The organism is Cognatundibacterium griseum (assembly GCF_014284195.1).
Taxonomy (GTDB): domain Bacteria; phylum Pseudomonadota; class Gammaproteobacteria; order Burkholderiales; family Burkholderiaceae_D; genus Undibacterium; species Undibacterium griseum.
In genome coordinates this window covers 158,949-174,660 of the sequence record NZ_JACOGC010000004.1, presented here as the reverse complement: position 1 = coordinate 174,660, position 15,712 = coordinate 158,949, and the positions used below count along the sequence as shown (strand labels likewise).

Annotated in this window: 15 protein-coding genes; 8 read left to right on the top strand and 7 right to left on the bottom strand. The window is 56.7% G+C overall.

Annotated features, from left to right (window positions below; genetic code table 11):
• The first annotated feature begins 30 nt into the window (after positions 1-30).
• The 4 genes from H8K27_RS11315 (at position 31) to H8K27_RS11300 (ending at position 4,012) form a co-directional block, all read left to right on the top strand.
• Positions 31-705 (top strand): response regulator, encoded by a 675-nt coding sequence (locus H8K27_RS11315; protein WP_186863287.1) that lies wholly within the window; start codon positions 31-33, stop codon positions 703-705.
• On the top strand, positions 689-2,083 hold the full coding sequence (locus tag H8K27_RS11310; protein WP_186863286.1) for a sensor histidine kinase: 1,395 nt from the start codon (positions 689-691) through the stop codon (positions 2,081-2,083). Before H8K27_RS11315 ends, H8K27_RS11310 begins: the two co-directional genes overlap by 17 nt.
• 174 nt (positions 2,084-2,257) lie before the next feature.
• The gene (locus H8K27_RS11305; protein ID WP_186863458.1) at positions 2,258-3,553 is read left to right on the top strand and encodes an acetyl-CoA hydrolase/transferase family protein; all 1,296 of its coding nucleotides are present in this window, start codon (positions 2,258-2,260) and stop codon (positions 3,551-3,553) included.
• A 231-nt stretch (positions 3,554-3,784) separates the two neighbouring features.
• Positions 3,785-4,012 (top strand): hypothetical protein, encoded by a 228-nt coding sequence (locus tag H8K27_RS11300; RefSeq protein WP_186863285.1) that lies wholly within the window; start codon positions 3,785-3,787, stop codon positions 4,010-4,012.
• 119 nt (positions 4,013-4,131) lie between these two features.
• Here H8K27_RS11300 and H8K27_RS11295 read toward each other — a convergent pair whose 3' ends face one another.
• On the bottom strand, positions 4,132-4,542 hold the full coding sequence (locus H8K27_RS11295; RefSeq protein WP_186863284.1) for a hypothetical protein: 411 nt from the start codon (positions 4,540-4,542) through the stop codon (positions 4,132-4,134).
• A gap of 472 nt (positions 4,543-5,014) precedes the next feature.
• On the opposite strand from H8K27_RS11295, the gene H8K27_RS11290 reads away from it, so the two are divergent.
• Both H8K27_RS11290 and H8K27_RS11285 read left to right on the top strand, forming a co-directional pair.
• On the top strand, positions 5,015-5,779 hold the full coding sequence (locus H8K27_RS11290) for a head GIN domain-containing protein (RefSeq protein ID WP_186863283.1): 765 nt from the start codon (positions 5,015-5,017) through the stop codon (positions 5,777-5,779).
• Positions 5,780-5,880: 101 nt separating this feature from the next.
• Entirely contained in the window at positions 5,881-6,834 is a 954-nt protein-coding gene (locus H8K27_RS11285) for an alpha/beta fold hydrolase (protein ID WP_186863282.1), read from the top strand.
• A 338-nt stretch (positions 6,835-7,172) separates the two neighbouring features.
• Here the strand turns inward: H8K27_RS11285 and H8K27_RS11280 are convergent, their stop codons facing one another.
• Positions 7,173-7,901, bottom strand: a complete 729-nt coding sequence (locus H8K27_RS11280; RefSeq protein ID WP_186863281.1) for an alpha/beta fold hydrolase — start codon at positions 7,899-7,901, stop codon at positions 7,173-7,175.
• Positions 7,902-7,999: 98 nt separating this feature from the next.
• Positions 8,000-8,803 (bottom strand): DUF1045 domain-containing protein, encoded by an 804-nt coding sequence (locus tag H8K27_RS11275; protein WP_186863280.1) that lies wholly within the window; start codon positions 8,801-8,803, stop codon positions 8,000-8,002.
• Between the two features lie 240 nt (positions 8,804-9,043).
• Here H8K27_RS11275 and H8K27_RS11270 point away from each other — a divergent pair, with 240 nt between their 5' ends.
• Positions 9,044-10,207 carry an alpha-D-ribose 1-methylphosphonate 5-triphosphate diphosphatase gene (locus H8K27_RS11270; RefSeq protein WP_186863279.1) on the top strand — a complete coding sequence of 388 codons (1,164 nt, stop codon included), beginning with the start codon at positions 9,044-9,046 and terminating at the stop codon, positions 10,205-10,207.
• A gap of 30 nt (positions 10,208-10,237) precedes the next feature.
• Here H8K27_RS11270 and H8K27_RS11265 read toward each other — a convergent pair whose 3' ends face one another.
• Positions 10,238-11,077 carry an SIR2 family NAD-dependent protein deacylase gene (locus tag H8K27_RS11265; protein WP_186863457.1) on the bottom strand — a complete coding sequence of 280 codons (840 nt, stop codon included), beginning with the start codon at positions 11,075-11,077 and terminating at the stop codon, positions 10,238-10,240.
• A gap of 334 nt (positions 11,078-11,411) precedes the next feature.
• On the opposite strand from H8K27_RS11265, the gene H8K27_RS11260 reads away from it, so the two are divergent.
• Positions 11,412-12,632 carry an ABC transporter substrate-binding protein gene (locus H8K27_RS11260; protein ID WP_186863278.1) on the top strand — a complete coding sequence of 407 codons (1,221 nt, stop codon included), beginning with the start codon at positions 11,412-11,414 and terminating at the stop codon, positions 12,630-12,632.
• A 21-nt stretch (positions 12,633-12,653) separates the two neighbouring features.
• Here H8K27_RS11260 and H8K27_RS11255 read toward each other — a convergent pair whose 3' ends face one another.
• From H8K27_RS11255 to queC, 3 genes are all read right to left on the bottom strand, one after another.
• Positions 12,654-14,081 carry a bifunctional serine/threonine-protein kinase/universal stress protein gene (locus H8K27_RS11255; protein ID WP_186863277.1) on the bottom strand — a complete coding sequence of 476 codons (1,428 nt, stop codon included), beginning with the start codon at positions 14,079-14,081 and terminating at the stop codon, positions 12,654-12,656.
• 1 nt (position 14,082) lies between these two features.
• Positions 14,083-14,826, bottom strand: a complete 744-nt coding sequence (locus H8K27_RS11250) for a metallophosphoesterase family protein (protein ID WP_186863276.1) — start codon at positions 14,824-14,826, stop codon at positions 14,083-14,085.
• A 94-nt stretch (positions 14,827-14,920) separates the two neighbouring features.
• Positions 14,921-15,637 (bottom strand): 7-cyano-7-deazaguanine synthase QueC, encoded by a 717-nt coding sequence (gene queC / locus H8K27_RS11245; protein ID WP_186863275.1) that lies wholly within the window; start codon positions 15,635-15,637, stop codon positions 14,921-14,923.
• Between the last annotated feature and the right edge of the window lie 75 nt (positions 15,638-15,712).

The window sequence follows — 15,712 nt, the reverse complement described above, 5'->3', positions numbered from 1 at the left end:
CGCGCCTGAAAATCCTTTAGCCTTCGGCGTATGAAGATACTTTTAGTTGAAGACAACCGCGAACTGTCCTCCTGGCTGACACGCCTGCTGACCCAGTCAGGCTATGCGATTGAGCAGGCGCAGAGCGGGGAAGATGCGATTCATCTGCTGCGGACGCAGACTTATGATGCAATTTTGCTGGATCTGACCTTGCCGGGCATTCAAGGGCAGGCCGTGCTGAAAAACCTGCGTTCCAAAAATAACGCAGTGCCGGTGCTGATTATCAGCGCACTCGATTCCCTGTCGGATGTGATTGAACATCTTAATCTGGGTGCCGATGACTACCTTGCCAAGCCTTTTGATATTCAGGAGCTGGAAGCCAGGCTGCGCTCATTGCTGCGCCGTTCCAGCGGCCAGATCAACCCAGTGATGACATGCGGCGGCATCATGTACGACAGCAATTCCAAGCAGTTTTTCAGCCACGGTCATGTGCTGAGCCTGACGCCGCGTGAACATGCGGTGCTCGAAGCACTGATACGCAAGGCAGGAAAAACTGTTTCCAAAAAAGAGCTGACCGATGGTCTGTTCACCCTGAACGATACGGTGACCCCAAAGGCGCTGGAAATCTACATTTTGCGGCTCAGGAAAAAAATTGAAACTTCCGGAGCGCAGATCATCACGTTGCGCGGATTAGGATACATGCTGACTTATGTTGCCCCTGAATAAAAGCCTGAAAAGCAGACTGATCCTGTGGGTGTTTTTACCGACCTTGCTGATCTCTGCCATCGACCTGTACTTCACTTACCGGGCCACGGGACATATCGCCACGCTGGTGCAGGAACAATTGCTCAAAGGCTCTGCGCGCATCATTGCCGAGCAACTGGTGGCGCAGGAAGATGGCTATGAAATCAGCATTCCACCCGCTGCATTTGAACTGTTTGCAAACCAGTATCAGGATCATGTGTTTTATTCGGTGCGCAGTAAAAGCGGCCAACTGATCGCGGGTGACGAAGAACTCGGTAATCAGGCACCGACACTGGGCGTTGAGCAGGAGCGCTATTTCCTCGCCACAGTGCGCGGTGAACCGGTGCGCGTGATTGCCTATGCCCATGCGATTCCGAGCGCCAATCCCAGTGAGTTTGCCGTCACGCAGGTGGCGCAGACATTGCAGGGGCATCATGCGTTCCGCGAGCAGCTGTTTTTTTTGGCGATCCGCGAAAAATTCATCCTGGTCGTGATTGTCACCGTTGGTCTGTTTATCGCATTTGGCTGGACGCTTTCCCCGCTGATCCGCTTCGGAGAAAGTTTATCGCGCCGCCAGCCGGGGCTGCTGGAACAGGTCGATGAAAACCAGGCACCCAGTGAACTGCGTCCGGTGATTGCTGCTTTGAATAATTATGTGTTTCGCCTGAATCAGACACTGGTTTCGTATGAAACTTTTGTCGCCAATACGGCGCACCAGCTCAGGACTTCCTTTGCCATCATCACTTCGCAAATCAATTTCGGCATGCGCCAGCCGGAAATGGATGCGCAGCAAAAAGATTTGCTGCAGGCGATCCAGAAAACGGTGGTCCGCTCCACCAAAGTGATTAACCAGATGCTGATTCTGGCCGCTGTGGAGCAAAACCGGCAGACACAGCAGAGCTTTGTGGCGGTCGGTTTTGCTGAAATTATCCAGACCGCGATGGAAGAACTGGCTCCGCTGGCACACCAGAAAAATATTGATCTCGGTATCGATGTGCTGGATGAACATATCCTGATTCAGGGCTCCGCCACGCTGCTGCGGGAACTGGTGTTCAATCTGATCGACAACGCCATCGAGCACCTGCAGGCGGCGGGAAGCGTGACCGTGAATCTGCTGTCAGACAATGGAGACTCCGTGTTGCAGGTGGAAGATACCGGGCCGGGAATTCCCGAAGCGGAACGGGAAAAAGTTTTTGAGCGCTTTTATCGTCTGAATCCGGCCAAACCCAACAGCTCTGGTCTGGGGCTGGCGATTGTCAGGGAAATCTGCGAAGTGCTGGGTGCCGCGATTGCCCTCAAGACACCGGCAGGCGGTCAGGGATTGCTGGTCGAAGTCCGTTTTCCTGCTGCGCAAAACTGATCGGCCGGCATCGCCATTTCCCGCACCGGGATGCTGTTTGATCTGCATCAGACAAGATACGGACACGCGTTGCAAATGTCATTTGCATGACTGCGCTTTTACTGCTCCGGCCTTACCATCTGAGTGAAATGTTGATTTGCCTGTATTCACTCGTATGGAAGAACAATAATCATGATGTCTGCTCAGGAACTGTACTGCCAGAAACTCCGCACTGCGGAGGAAGCTTTGCAAGAAATCCGGAATGGTGATTTCATCATTGTGCCCACCGGTGTCGGCGAGCCGCCGGCTTTACTGACCGCCTTATCGGAACAGCGCCGCCAGTTTCAGGATGTCAAGGTCGCGCAGATTCTGGCAGTCCGGAAATACGGCTATTTCGATCCGGATACCGCAGCCCATGTGCGGCATGTGGCTTTCTTTTTTGGCGCTGCTTCCCGTGCCGGTGGCCAGTGCGGACAGACCGATTTTATCCCGAGTTATTTTTCCGAAATGCCGATGCTCATTGAACGCGGCCTGATTCCCTCCGATGTGGTGTTTGCGCTGGCCTCGCCGATGGATGAGCACGGTTATTTTGCACTCAGTCTGGCCGCAGATTACACCATGGCAGCGATTGCCAGGGCGCGTGCCGTGATCCTCGAAGTCAATCCGAATGTGCCGTTTGCCAACGGTCAGTGCCACGTGCATATTTCTCAGGTCAGCGCCCTGATTGAAAATAATGAGGCAGTCGCGGAAGTGGGCTTGCCGGTCATCGGTCCGGTACAGGAAGCGATTGGCAAATACGTGGCGGACATGATCGACGATGGTTCCACCTTACAGATCGGATATGGCGGGATTCCCGATGCCGTCGTCATGCAACTGACCAATAAGCACGACCTGGGCGTGCATACAGAAATGATCGGCGATGGCATCCTGACCCTGGTGGAAAGCGGCGCCGTCACTAATCGCAAGAAGAATTATTTGCCGGGCAAAATGATTGCGACATTCGCGCTCGGTTCCAGAAAACTGTACCAGTTCATGCACAGAAATCCTGCGCTGGAAATGCATCCGGTTGATTTTACCAATGATCCCTGTCTGGCAGCCAAAAATGACAAGCTGGTCGCGATCAATGCCACGCTGCAGATTGATCTGCTCGGTCAGTGCGGCTCGGAAAGCCTGGGACATCTGCCGTATTCCGGCACCGGCGGGCAGGTGGATTTTGTGCGGGCCGCCAACCGTTCCCGTGATGGCAAGGCATTTATCGTGCTACCCTCCACAGCCAAGAATGACAGCATCAGCCGCATCGTGCCAACCCTGACGCCAGGCACTCACGTGACGACCGGGAAAAACGATATCAATTACGTCGTGACCGAATACGGCGTAGCGCAGCTGCGCGGAAAATCTGCCAAACAGCGCGTTCAGGAACTGATTGCCATTGCGCATCCGGATTTCAGGGCGGAGCTGATGGCAGAGGCAAAACGGCTGCAACTGATGTAAAACAATCCGGCCCGGCTGGCCGGATTTTTCCACCCATGAAGACTAAAGCATGTTAGCGACTGCATGGTATTTCGTCGCGCATATGTGCCGCTGAAGCCGTGTGTGATTTTCTTCCCGCGATGTTTTATCACTAAGAGTTTAGAATTTTCGTTCAGATAAAAATGAGCAAAATTTCATGAAAATCTATTTAATCGTGCCATAATGGCACTTTAAATTGTCAAAAAGTTACTCATGAAATTGCCACACACACTAGCAGCGCTGCCGCTACTGTTGCCATTACTGGCTGCAGCACAGACCCCGGTATTCAAATGCGAAGTGGATGGCCGTACCGTCTGGTCGGACAGCCCGTGCAAAGGAGCCGGTAAAGTTGTTACCGTGAAAGCCTTACCAGGACAGAAAAAAGAGGGAGCCGATCCGCAGGACAAGAGATTGCCACCTGCTGCAGGCAACCGGAAATAAGCCGGGGATTCGCAGCGGGATAACATTGAAGCCCAATAAAAAAATGGCCTGCTTACACAGGCCATTTTTTGTTAGCTGTTGCTACTCTCTGCTCAGCAGGAATAAAGCAAGCTGCCGGATTATTTGATCTTCGCTGCATCATGATTACGTTCTTTGACGTCGGCATTGCGTTCGTGACGGTCATGATGTAAATCTTTGCGGTCTTTGTTCAGATCGCGTTTTTCCTTGTTGATTTCGTGCTGCTCATGTTCGCGGCGTTTTTCCATTTTCTGCGCGTCGGTCATGTCGCCTTTTTTGATATCGGCATCTTCTGCACGCTGGTCGGCATTGCGTGCTTTACGGTCTTGTCCGATTTCCTTTTTGTCCTGAGAGATGTCGCGTTTGTCGCGGCGGATTTCACGGTTTTCCTGACGGATTTCCTTGTTGTCCTGTTTAACCTGTGTCACGGCAGCGTTGCTGGCGGATGTCTGGGCAAACGCACCCACAGAGAAAACGGTAGCGATGGCAGCGAGAATAAATTTAGCTTTCATGATCTGGTCCTTTGTTTTAGCGGGTATGTTGATATCAGTGATGTTTTTTTCGAGACATCATGTCGTCTCTGTGTCTGATAACGCGATGCTTTTGACTTGCGATGACAGGCTGCCTAGTCAATGTGTAACGTTGTGTAGAAGCGTAACCGCACCTGTAACAAGTATAAAAACGCAGCAGTTGCATTTGGGTGGAAAAAACAAGGATGACGGCAGGAGCTGCCTGGTGCTGCCAGTGTTGCTGGTGGTGGAAAGGCCGGAGCCGGGCAGAGGGAGAGATAAAAATAGTTAAAAGCTCAATTGCATTAGTGCAATTAATAGTAAAAGCAAAAAATAATTCTGACCTGTATCATCAATCACACTGGCCAGCAGCGGGTGTCTGATACCGGAAGCGGAAATTTAATCGGTATTTGTTGCCCACAAGCGGTGACGCCTTGTTACACTCAGTATCTCTTTCATCTTTGCAGAGCACGCCATGTTCCATACCCTGATCCGTCCTGTCTGTCTCAGTTGTGTGTTACTGATGATGTCCAGCGCTCCGGCGCAAGCTGGCTGGTTTGATTTTTTTGGCAGGGTGAAAACGGTGGCCGGATCGGGCAGGCTGCAAAAGCAGAGTAAAAATCTGGATGCATTCAATGAAGTTGATATCAGTCTGCCGGCACAGATCGAACTGCGGCAGGGAGACAGCGAACATGCCGAGATCGAGGCCGATGATAATTTGCTGAGCCTGATCGAAGTGGCAGTCGATCACGGAACCTTGCAGATCCGTCCGGCGTTGAAAAACAGTATTCCTTACAGCAAACAGCTGCGCATCACGGTGTATCTGAAAAATCTGGCAGAGCTGCGGATTTCGGGCTGGGGTAAAGTGCATGCCGATCATTTGCAGACGCCGGGGCTGCATGTGGCGATCAGCGGCTCCGGCAATGTCAAGTTACCGGAACTGCGCGCCGAAGCGCTGGACATTGATATCGGCGGCAGCGGTCATTTTGAAGCATCCGGCGCGGTGCCGGTGATCCACGGAAAAATCGGCGGCTCCGGCGCCTTGCAGATGGGTCGGCTGGAAGCCAGTGACGTCAGTCTGCGGATCGGTGGTTCGGGCTATGTGCAGACCTGGGCTAAAAACCGGCTGGACGTGACTATCGGCGGCTCGGGCGAGGTACAGTATTATGGTGAGCCGAAAATCAGCAAAGCCATAGGCGGCTCCGGAAAACTCCAGTCACTGGGGGCTGCACCACAGTAAATCTCCGGCAGGACAGCGCTGTTCCGGCAGAAAATTGTCCGCAGGCGCTGTCTCCGCCCTATAATTCCGGCTTTTCCAAGATTCACCTGTGTTTCTGAACCATGCGTTTGCGTCCAAGACTTTCCCTGATCCTGCTGTGTTTGCTGATGTTGCTGATGGGGGGGCTGTTCCTGACGCTGGCGGTGGTATGGGCGCCGGACAAAAGCGTGGAAGAGCTGAAGCCGAAATGGGCGCCGCCGCCTTCACAATTCATCCAGCTGCAGGGACAGTCCGTGCATGTGCGGGACGAGGGCTGGCAGCAGGACCCGGTGCCGATGCTGCTGATCCACGGCACATCATCCAGCCTGCATACCTGGGAGCCCTGGGTGGCCGGACTCAAAAACGAGCACCGCGTCATTACGATGGATTTGCCGGGCTTTGGTCTGACCGGGCCGAATGCCGATGGCGATTACAGCGATGCAGCCTATACCCGTTTCATTCTGAACCTGATGGATGCGCTGCACCTGAAACGGGTGATTCTGGGCGGCAATTCGCTCGGCGGCGAGATTGCATGGCAGGTGGCTGCCGCTGCACCGCAACGGGTGGAAAAGCTGATTCTGGTCGATGCCGCAGGCTATCCGTTCACGCCGGTGTCGGTGCCGCTGGGATTCCGCATTGCCCGTATGCCGGCGCTGGCCTGGCTGATGGATTATTGCCTGCCGCGCTCCACGATTGAGCGCAGTGTGCGCGACGTGTTCGGTCACCCCGAAAAAGTCAGTCCTGCGCTGGTCGACCGTTACGAAGCGATGCTGCTGCGTGCCGGTAATCGCCGGGCGTTGCGCCAGCGTCTCAGCCAGCTCAATACCGGTGCGGATGCGTCGCAGATCCGGCAGATTCATATCCCGACCCTGATTTTATGGGGCGGCAAAGACCGCCTGATTCCGCCGGAAAACGCACTGCGATTCCAGCAGGAGATCAGCGGCAGCAAGCTGATTATGTTCGATGAACTCGGTCACGTGCCGCAAGAAGAAGGCCCGGTGGTCACACTGGCGGCAGTCAGGATTTTCCTGCAATAAATTTCCGGCTGATGACGCCTGCTGTGCCGACAGCCAACGATTGAATAATGCGCATCCGGCGCTGCGTTTTTCCGGCAACACCTGCTGCTTGCTTTGCGCATTTTGCCAGGTACCTTTCCTTGCCACATCTTTTTGCCTGATGGTTTCAATGGTCGCTATGCCATGTCTATGCCAAGGCCGCCTACTCCTGATAATGGCTTGACCGGCGCCACAGGAAAAACCGGGTGTGTTGCCCGGTTTTTTTCGGGGGAAAATAAAAAATCCGGGGAGTATCAGTAAAAAATGGCTGATTGTCATCGTGAAGCAAGGCTGTTTAAATATACTCCCTGCCAGTATATTTAAGCGGATTCAGCCTGTAAAAACACCTGCAGCAGTTGCAACAGCTGCACAGGCCGTTCCAGCGGCGACATATGACCACAATCGCCGATGATGCGCAGCCTGCCGTTGGGTAGGGCTGCCAGCATGTTGTCTGCCTCTTGCAGGCTGCGCATTTGATCGTCGCGGCTGGCAATCACCAGCACCGGGCAGGTGATGCGGCGCAGCTCGTCGTGCCCGTCGGCGCGCACGATGCTGAGCTGGCGTATGAATACCTTCGCCCCCAGCGACAGCGACATCTGCTGCAGATGGTCCAGCAGAGCGGCGTCTGGCCGTTGCGGATGCAGTGCCCGCATCATTGCGTTGCGGGTCTGGCCCCGGAAGGGAAACGTTTGCAGCATCCGGATTTGCTGCTGGTTGGCGGCCAGTTCAGCGGCTGTGCTGGCGCGTGCCGACGTGTTCAGCAGCACCAGCCGCCGCACCCGTTCCGGTGCCAGCACCGCGATGCGGCGTGCCACATAGCCGCCCAGTGAAAATCCGATCAGGTCGCAACGCGCCGGCAATTGCGGCAGGATGCGTTCCGCCATCGCACCGATATCGCTGTCCTGCGTGATGCTGGCGAATTGCAGCGGCCCCCATTGTTGTAATTCCGGCTGTATGGCTTGCCATAGGGTGTGGTCGCACATGAACCCGGGGATCAGGATGGTATGTACCGGTGCGGTTGCCGCAGCGGGAGCATGTTCAGGAATCATGGTTCAGCGTTCACAGGTGGCGCGGATTTTCCCGCAGCAGGAGCGCCGATTTTAGGCGCCGCTGACTGCCACGACAAGTAGCGAACCGCCAGCGGCGATCAGTCCGGCAGGAACGGGTAGCGCCGGATCAGTTCAAAGGGCGCACCGGGCGTTGTTTCCACAAACAGCGCCAGATCCTGGATCAGCAAGGGCGCGTCAATCGCAAAATAAGCCTGTGCGGCGGCGGCAATGGCGGCGGCGGAATCGGAGTTATGCAGACCATCGGTCAGCGTCATGTGAAAGCGGAACTCCTCCGCCGTGTAGGGATAGCCCCAGTGCTGCAACAGGCGCAGTTGACGTGCACTGAGTTGCTGTTGCTGGCGGCGCGCCAGTTCTTCTGGGCGCAACGGTGCGCGCAGGTGGTCAAATTCGCTCACGCACTGCATCGCCAGCCGGTCAATCGCGCTGCTGTCGCCGCCCGGGCGCAATGCCAGAAAGGAACCCAGCCATTCCACGCGCGGCGCAGGAATCTCAATCACCTGTTGCCGGCGGCAGAAATCTTTGAGCGCCGCATCCAGCTGATCGGCATCACAGCCATCCGCCAGCCGGAACGGCGCTTTCAGCGTGGCATGAAAACCGTAACGGCGCGCATCCGCCGTCAGCGTATGCAGGACGCGCGGCGCGATATCCGCGATCTGCACTTGCTCCACCTCCTGCCCGGACGATGGATCGCGTCCCAGCCAGCGGCAGCCGGCCTGCCACCAGAGGCTGTCTGCAGCAGGCGCAAAATACAGGGCGTAACGTGTCATGAACTGAGTCGGTGAACTGGAGGCTGCAACGGTCACACGGGGCGTCCGCAGCCGCACCGGACTGGCAGCGGGCGGCAGGATGCCTGGAATAGTATTGGACGGATTATGCAGCATTCAAAGACTTTAACAGCCTGCACTCAATACAAAAAACGGAGTATCTGCATATTCCGGAAGAATATTTTGTTCGCTTTGTTTCACAGTGCGTCTCAGGAGATTGATGCAGTGCAAGCCGGAAGCAGATTTAAGATTGTTTATTTTGCAAATAAGTGGTCTGCCCGCTATCTGATGGTAAGCTGTTGCCTGTATCAGCCAGACTGATGCAAACCGACTGTTTTTTCCCGTATTGCGACCACGATGTTATCCATCCATTCACCGGCTAGTCCCGGATTTTCAATCTGTAATGCCCGCATCGTCACTGCAGATCAGGTATTGCATGGCACGCTCAGCGTGCGTGACGGCCTGTTTGCGGGGCTTTCGCCCGCGGCAAATGGCAGCAACGCCGATGACTGGCAGGGGGATTATCTGTTGCCGGGCATGGTGGAGCTGCATACCGATAATCTGGAAAAGCATCTGATGCCGCGCCCGAAAGTGCAATGGCCGGTGCTGCCGGCGATTCTGGCGCATGATGCGCAGATTGTGGCGGCAGGGATTACCACGGTGCTCGACGCGATCGGGGTCGGCGATATCGATCCGGAGAGCGTGCGCACCCAGACGCTGCATGCCTGCGTGCAGGGACTGCGTTCAGCACGGCAGGCCGGATTGCTGCGCGCCGACCACTATCTGCATTTGCGGCTGGAGCTGGCCGAGGCCGATCTGCTCAGCCTGTTCACCCCGTTTTTACAGGACGACCGGCTGCGGCTGGTGTCGCTGATGGACCATACACCGGGGCAGCGGCAATGGGCCGATCTGGAACATTACCGCACCTATGTGACCGGCAAGCGCGGCTGGAGCGAGCAGAAGGTCGAGCAGATGCTCGGTGTGCTGTATGAACGCCAGCAGCAACATGCTGCGCACAACCGCAGCGCTGTGGTGCGCCTGTGCCGCCAGCAGCCGTATCCGGTGCCGCTGGCCGCGCATGACGACACGACATCCGACCATGTGCTCGAAGGGGTGCGGGACGGCGTCTGCATTTCCGAATTTCCGACCACGCTGCAGGCGGCCCGTTCTGCGCGCGAACACGGACTGGCGATCGTGATGGGGGCGCCGAACCGGGTGCGCGGCGGTTCGCATTCCGGCAATGTGTCGGCCAGCGAACTTGCCAGACATGGTCTGCTGGACATGCTGTCGTCCGATTATGTGCCTTCGAGCCTGCTGCACGGCGCATTTCTGTTGCAACAGGACGGCTACACGCTGCCGCAGGCGATTGCTGCCGTCAGCCGCACTCCGGCGCGTCAGATCGGACTGCATGATCGCGGCGAAATCGCCACCGGCCTGCGGGCAGATTTTTTGCGGGTCCGCTGCATCGACGAGGTTCCGGTGGTGCTCGGCGTCTGGAAACAGGGACGCCAGATCGCCTGATGGCGCCGTGTCTTCCGGTATGGCAGACCGCTACCGGCTGGCTTGCCATGCCTCGTGAATCACCTGTAATGCGGCCGCCGCCGGTGCTGCAATGCCGGTATCGGATTCCCGTTCTACGGACGGTTCGCGCAGATTGATGCGCAACAGATGCCCATGGTGCCGCTGCACGGTCTGCAGGCTGAAATGCCGGACCGAGGGAATCGCCGTACCGGCACCGATTTCAATCACCAGCGGTCGTCTTGCTGCGGCCAGCCAGCGCTGCTGGCGTGCCTGCTGTTGCTGACAACGCTGCTCCAGCCACTGGCTGTCGTTAAACATCAGAATATTGGGCCGTGCGATGCCGCCGCAGTGCGGGCAGCGCGGCAGCGGGCTGAGCAGACGGCAGGCCGCGACATCCACTTCCGGCGTGATGTCACTGGCTGGCCAGATGGCATCGCGGCACGGCAACAGGCATTGCAGGTAATGAACCGAACCGTGGCATTCGTGCATCTGCTGTTCTTCAAAGCCTGCTTTCTGAAACTGGCCATCGACATTGCTGGTGAACACCGAACATGCGCCGGGCATCTGCGCCGCCCATTCCCTGAGTATCCCGAAACCCGCATGCGGCCTGGTGTTCCGGTACAGTTGCAGACGATGGCCGTAAAATCCCCAGGCCAGCTCCGGCGCTTGCCGGAACGCTTGTGGCGAGGCAATCGCATAAAACGGTATCTGTTGTCGTCCGAGCGCCGGATAATGGGTCCAGAAACCCTGGTCGCCACGGAAATCCGGCAAGCCTGAATCAACGCCCATGCCAGCCCCGGCAGCGATCACCAGCGCATCGGCTTGCAGCAGCAGCCGGACTGCCCGTTGCAGCTGAATTTCCGGAATCATGGACACGGCTTACTCGCAGTAGTGTGTGATTACAACACTTTGCCACCCTTTCCTGCCACTGGCAATCGCATGACAGGGCGTTGCATGGAATGCCCGTTTTTTGTGCCTGTTGATGCGCGTGTGCGGTGCATTGCACGATTTTCTTGCCAGTCAGGATGTTTTTTGCCTGAAATCAAAATGATGAAATATTTTTTAATTATCATTTCCAATTGACAACACTATAGGGCGCGGTTAGCTTACTCTGGCATTTGACGCTGGTATGGCATCGAAAAAAAACATATCGCCACTGACCGGACAGAAAACAGAATTCATTCAAATTGAGAGGGAGATACCCATGCGCAAGCGAGTTTTGATGTCAGTGGCGGGAGTGGCAACCTTATCCGCTATGCTGTGGAGTCCGCTGAATGCGGCGCGGGCGGAAGAGGCGACGATCCGTATCGGTGTGATCGGGCCTTTCACCGGGAAATCGTCCACCGATATGGGAGAGAGTCTGCGCGGCGGTGCGCGGGTGTTCCAGAGCGACCTGAACCAGATCGGCGGCGTGCTGGGCCGGAAAATCGAACTGGTGGAGCGTGATGATCAGGCCAGGCCGGAAGTCGGTGTGGCGATGGCGAAAGAACTCATCGAAAAGGAAAAAGTCGTGGCGGTTGTCGGCTTTGCCAATACCGGCGTGGCGCTGCCTGCCGCCAAAGTTTTTCAGGAAGCTCATATCCCGTTGATTATCAGCGTGGCAACCGGCGCTGCGATCACCAGACAATTCATGCCGCCTGCAGTGCCGAACAGCTATATTTTCCGGCTCGCGGCCAGCGATAACCTGCAGCCGGTGGCGATGCTGAATGATGCGATTGACAAGCGCAAGCTGACCCAGATCGCCATCCTGCATGATGACAGCCCTTACGGTCAGTTCGGCAAAGACAGTCTGGTGGCGGAAATGCAGAAACGTAAAATGACACCAGTCAGCATCGGCAGTTTCAAGGTCGGCGATCAGGACATGACGACCCAGGTCATGCATGCCAAACAGTCCGGCGCGCAGATGATCATGCTGTATTGCCTGTCCACGGAAGCGGCGATGGTGGCCAACAGCATGAGCAAGGCCAAAGTCAGCCTGCCGCTGGCGGGGTCATGGACGCTGTCGCAGCGCAGCTTTGCCGACATGGCGAGCACCAACGTCGATGGTGCGCGTATGCCGGTGACGTTCATCGAAAATGATTCCAGCCGGAGCAGCAGTTTTTCGCTGTCTTATCTGCGTCTCAATAATGTCAAACATATTCCGTCTGCCGTGTCGGCAGCGCAGACTTACGATGCGCTGCGCATCTTAAGCCTGGCCATCATGCAGGCGAATTCCACCGAGCCGGACAAGATCCGGGATGCGCTGGAGGACATGAAATACGAAGCTACTTCCACCGTGATTTCCCGCTACAAAAAGCCATTTTCCAAAAATGACCATGAAGCGATTGCGCAGAACATGGTGTTTACCGGGGAAATCCGCAAAGGCCGGGTGTCTTTCGCCTATCGTGAAGATGCCAACAGCAGCCTGATGGTCAGAACCAAGTAAGCGTTTCCGGCGCAGGGGCAGCTATTTGTCGCTGCTCTTGACCACCGTAACCGTGCAGCTGGCCTCTGCCACCACTTGTGCCGACACGCTGCCGAGATAGCGGCGCAGCGCCGAAGTGCCGCGCGAACCGATAATGATGTGATCGACGTCGTTGTTATGCGCGTATTCGATGATGGCTGTCGCCGGATCGGAAGCCTCCAGCACATGGAAGGTAATTTTATCGGAACGCATGTTCAGCGGCCGCGCCCAGTGCTTCAGGTCCACCAGCTGTTTCACATGAATATTTTCGCCCTGCTGGATCAGGCTTTCATCCATGCCGATGCGGCTGACCTTGCGGATGGTCAGGCAGGCCAGCCGCGCGCCCGGCTCGGTCTGCAACATGCGGCGGGCAATGTTGCGCAGATTTTCCGCCAGCGATTCCGAACCGCGCGTCAGATCCAGCGCCGCCACGATGATCGGCGCTTTCGCCAGCTGTTCCGAGACGCTTTGTTGCGCCACAGGTTCAATCCCGGACGCCTTCAGTCTTCTTTTGATGACGGACAGATAGCCGTCCTGCTGGCTTTTTTCAGCCCTTGCGGTCAAGGTCAGCTGATCCGGATGCTGCAGCAGAAACGCCAGCTGGGCCGCCGTATCGAAGCGCGCTGCCGGCTCCACTTCCAGGCAGCGCAGGATAATTTCCTGCAGCCAGCCCGGCAGGTCGGGGCGATGACTGCGGGGCGGCACCGGGTCGCGGTACAGACGTTTTTTCAGGCCGGAGACCGATGTCGGGTGACCGAAAGGCCGTTCGCCGGTCGCGAGGTGGTACAGCAACACACCGAGTGAAAACAGATCGCTGCGCGGCTCATTGCGTATCCCGAGTACCTGTTCCGGCGAAATATAGGGGCCGGTGCCCATCGGCAGGCGGAATTCCTCATCCAGCAAATCCGGCAGGCGGTCGTGGCGCGACAGACCGAAATCAATCAGCACAGCCAGTCCGTCGCGGAACATGATGTTGCTGGGTTTGATATCGAGATGAATCACATGCTGGCGGTGCAGGTCCTGCAGCGCATTGGCCACCTTGATGCCGACGCTGACGACCTCGCTGACCGGCAGCGGCGCCTGTTCAAAGCGGCTGCGCAGCGATTCTCCGGCAATCTGTTCCATCACGATATACGGTTGCGCATCGAAATCGCCGGAGCCGAAGTAGCGCGGCACATGCGGTCCCTTCAGCTTGGGCATGATCATCTGTTCGACTTCAAATGCCACGATCGCGGTCGGATCGTCCGTTGAGTACAGCAACGGCACTTTCATGATCAGCGGCGGGACGCCGTTTTCCAGACCCGGTTTGCCGACATGCCGCAGGCGCAGATCGGTGACCAGCCATAATGCCGCCATGCCGCCGGTATGCAGTTTTTCTTCCAGCCGGTAGCCGTCGAATTCCATTCCGGTTTGCAGGCTGTGCGGACTCATGCTAATTCCCTGTCAGTAAGCGCGATGCCAGCGCGGCCGGCAGACCGGCATCCAGAATTTTTTTTGCCGCGGTTTCATGGTCGTAGGGGACGCGGAAGTAAGTCAGGTCCTGTGTCTCGGTGTCGAACGTGGCATAGCAGGCCGCCGGATTACCGTCGCGCGGCTGGCCGGTGGAGCCGGGGATGACCAGCCAGCGTCGTTGCTTACTGAGCGGAATGCTGTTTTCTGGCGTCGGCAGGAATTCGCCGGTTTTGCCGGTCAGCGTCATGTGGTACAGCGTCGGCAGATGCACATGACCGCAAAAGGTGATGGCTGCCTTGGTGGCGTGCATGCTGCGCATGGCCTCCATGACGCCATCGATGTATTCCCATTTATCCGGCGCCCAGGCATTGGCATGAACGAACAGCAGATCCTGCCATTCGATGCGGTAAGGCAGCTTGCGGATGAAATCGAGCTGACCGGCATTCAGCTGCTCGCGCGTCCAGTCGACGACCTGGCGGGCGACCGGATTCATGTTTTGCCGGTCGTCCTGCAAGACGGCGATGTCGTGGTTGCCCATGACAGCCCAGCTACCCTGGTCAACATGCGCCATCACGGTCTGCAACACCCAGCCCGGATCGGCGCCATAACCGATCAGGTCTCCCAAAAACACATAGCGGGACACATTTTGCTGCTGCGCATGTGCCAGACAGGCTGAAACAGCCTCCCGGTTGGCGTGCAGATCGGTCATCAGGGCAAGCAACATGGTTAATCCGTGATCAAAATCGTTTACATGAATCCTAAGCCATCAGCCTAACACAGGGCTTACAGGGCGCAACAGATTTAAAAATCCGGAAAAATCATCCGTGCTGCTGGCGGTATTGCAGATAGCCGCGCGCCCGCAGTTCACAGGCCGGGCAACTGCCGCAGCCATAGCCCCAGTCGTGCAGCTGGCCGCGTTCACCCAGGTAACAGGTATGCGTGCCGGCACGGATCAGGTCGATCAGCATGTTGCCGCCCAGTTGCGCTGCCAGTTCCCAGGTCTGGGCCTTGTCTATCCACATCAGCGGTGTTTCCAGCTTCAGCCGGGTTGCCATGCCCAGATTCAGCGCTACCTGTAATGCTTTCATGGTGTCGTCACGGCAATCCGGATAACCTGAAAAATCGGTTTCGCACATGCCGCCGACCAGCACATTCAGGCCGCGCCGGTAAGCCAGCGTCGCCGCCACCATCATGAACATCAGGTTGCGGCCCGGCACAAAGGTATTCGGCAAGCCGTTTTCCTGCATTTCAATCGCGATGTTTTCCGTCATGGCGGTATGGGACAGCTGCGAAATCAGTGACAGGTCGATCATGTGGTCTTCGCCCAGCCGCGCCTGCCATTCCGGTGAAAAACGGCGCATTTTTTCTAGCAGCGCAGGCCGCACCGTCAGCTCGATGGCATGGCGCTGCCCATAATCAAAGCCTATAGTCTCGACCCGCGCGTAGCGCGACAGCGCCCAGGCCAGGCAGGTGGTGGAATCTTGTCCGCCGCTGAAAAGTACCAGGGCGCGGTCTTGCTGATTTGAAAGGGTCATAGTTGAAAATGTCATCAAAAGATCAGGAATGCAGGTGATGAAAGTCTTTGTGCATTCTGCAGTCAGGATGGTAAT

Coding starts and splice junctions, on each gene's coding strand:
- H8K27_RS11260 (WP_186863278.1), top strand. CDS start 11,412: ATGCGCAAGCGAGTTTTGATGTCAGTGGCGGGAGTGGCAACCTTATCC.
- H8K27_RS11265 (WP_186863457.1), bottom strand. CDS start 11,077: ATGATTCCGGAAATTCAGCTGCAACGGGCAGTCCGGCTGCTGCTGCAA.
- queC (WP_186863275.1), bottom strand. CDS start 15,637: ATGACCCTTTCAAATCAGCAAGACCGCGCCCTGGTACTTTTCAGCGGC.
- H8K27_RS11285 (WP_186863282.1), top strand. CDS start 5,881: ATGCGTTTGCGTCCAAGACTTTCCCTGATCCTGCTGTGTTTGCTGATG.
- H8K27_RS11295 (WP_186863284.1), bottom strand. CDS start 4,542: ATGAAAGCTAAATTTATTCTCGCTGCCATCGCTACCGTTTTCTCTGTG.
- H8K27_RS11280 (WP_186863281.1), bottom strand. CDS start 7,901: ATGATTCCTGAACATGCTCCCGCTGCGGCAACCGCACCGGTACATACC.
- H8K27_RS11310 (WP_186863286.1), top strand. CDS start 689: ATGTTGCCCCTGAATAAAAGCCTGAAAAGCAGACTGATCCTGTGGGTG.
- H8K27_RS11305 (WP_186863458.1), top strand. CDS start 2,258: ATGTCTGCTCAGGAACTGTACTGCCAGAAACTCCGCACTGCGGAGGAA.
- H8K27_RS11255 (WP_186863277.1), bottom strand. CDS start 14,081: ATGAGTCCGCACAGCCTGCAAACCGGAATGGAATTCGACGGCTACCGG.
- H8K27_RS11290 (WP_186863283.1), top strand. CDS start 5,015: ATGTTCCATACCCTGATCCGTCCTGTCTGTCTCAGTTGTGTGTTACTG.
- H8K27_RS11270 (WP_186863279.1), top strand. CDS start 9,044: ATGTTATCCATCCATTCACCGGCTAGTCCCGGATTTTCAATCTGTAAT.
- H8K27_RS11300 (WP_186863285.1), top strand. CDS start 3,785: ATGAAATTGCCACACACACTAGCAGCGCTGCCGCTACTGTTGCCATTA.
- H8K27_RS11250 (WP_186863276.1), bottom strand. CDS start 14,826: ATGTTGCTTGCCCTGATGACCGATCTGCACGCCAACCGGGAGGCTGTT.
- H8K27_RS11315 (WP_186863287.1), top strand. CDS start 31: ATGAAGATACTTTTAGTTGAAGACAACCGCGAACTGTCCTCCTGGCTG.
- H8K27_RS11275 (WP_186863280.1), bottom strand. CDS start 8,803: ATGCTGCATAATCCGTCCAATACTATTCCAGGCATCCTGCCGCCCGCT.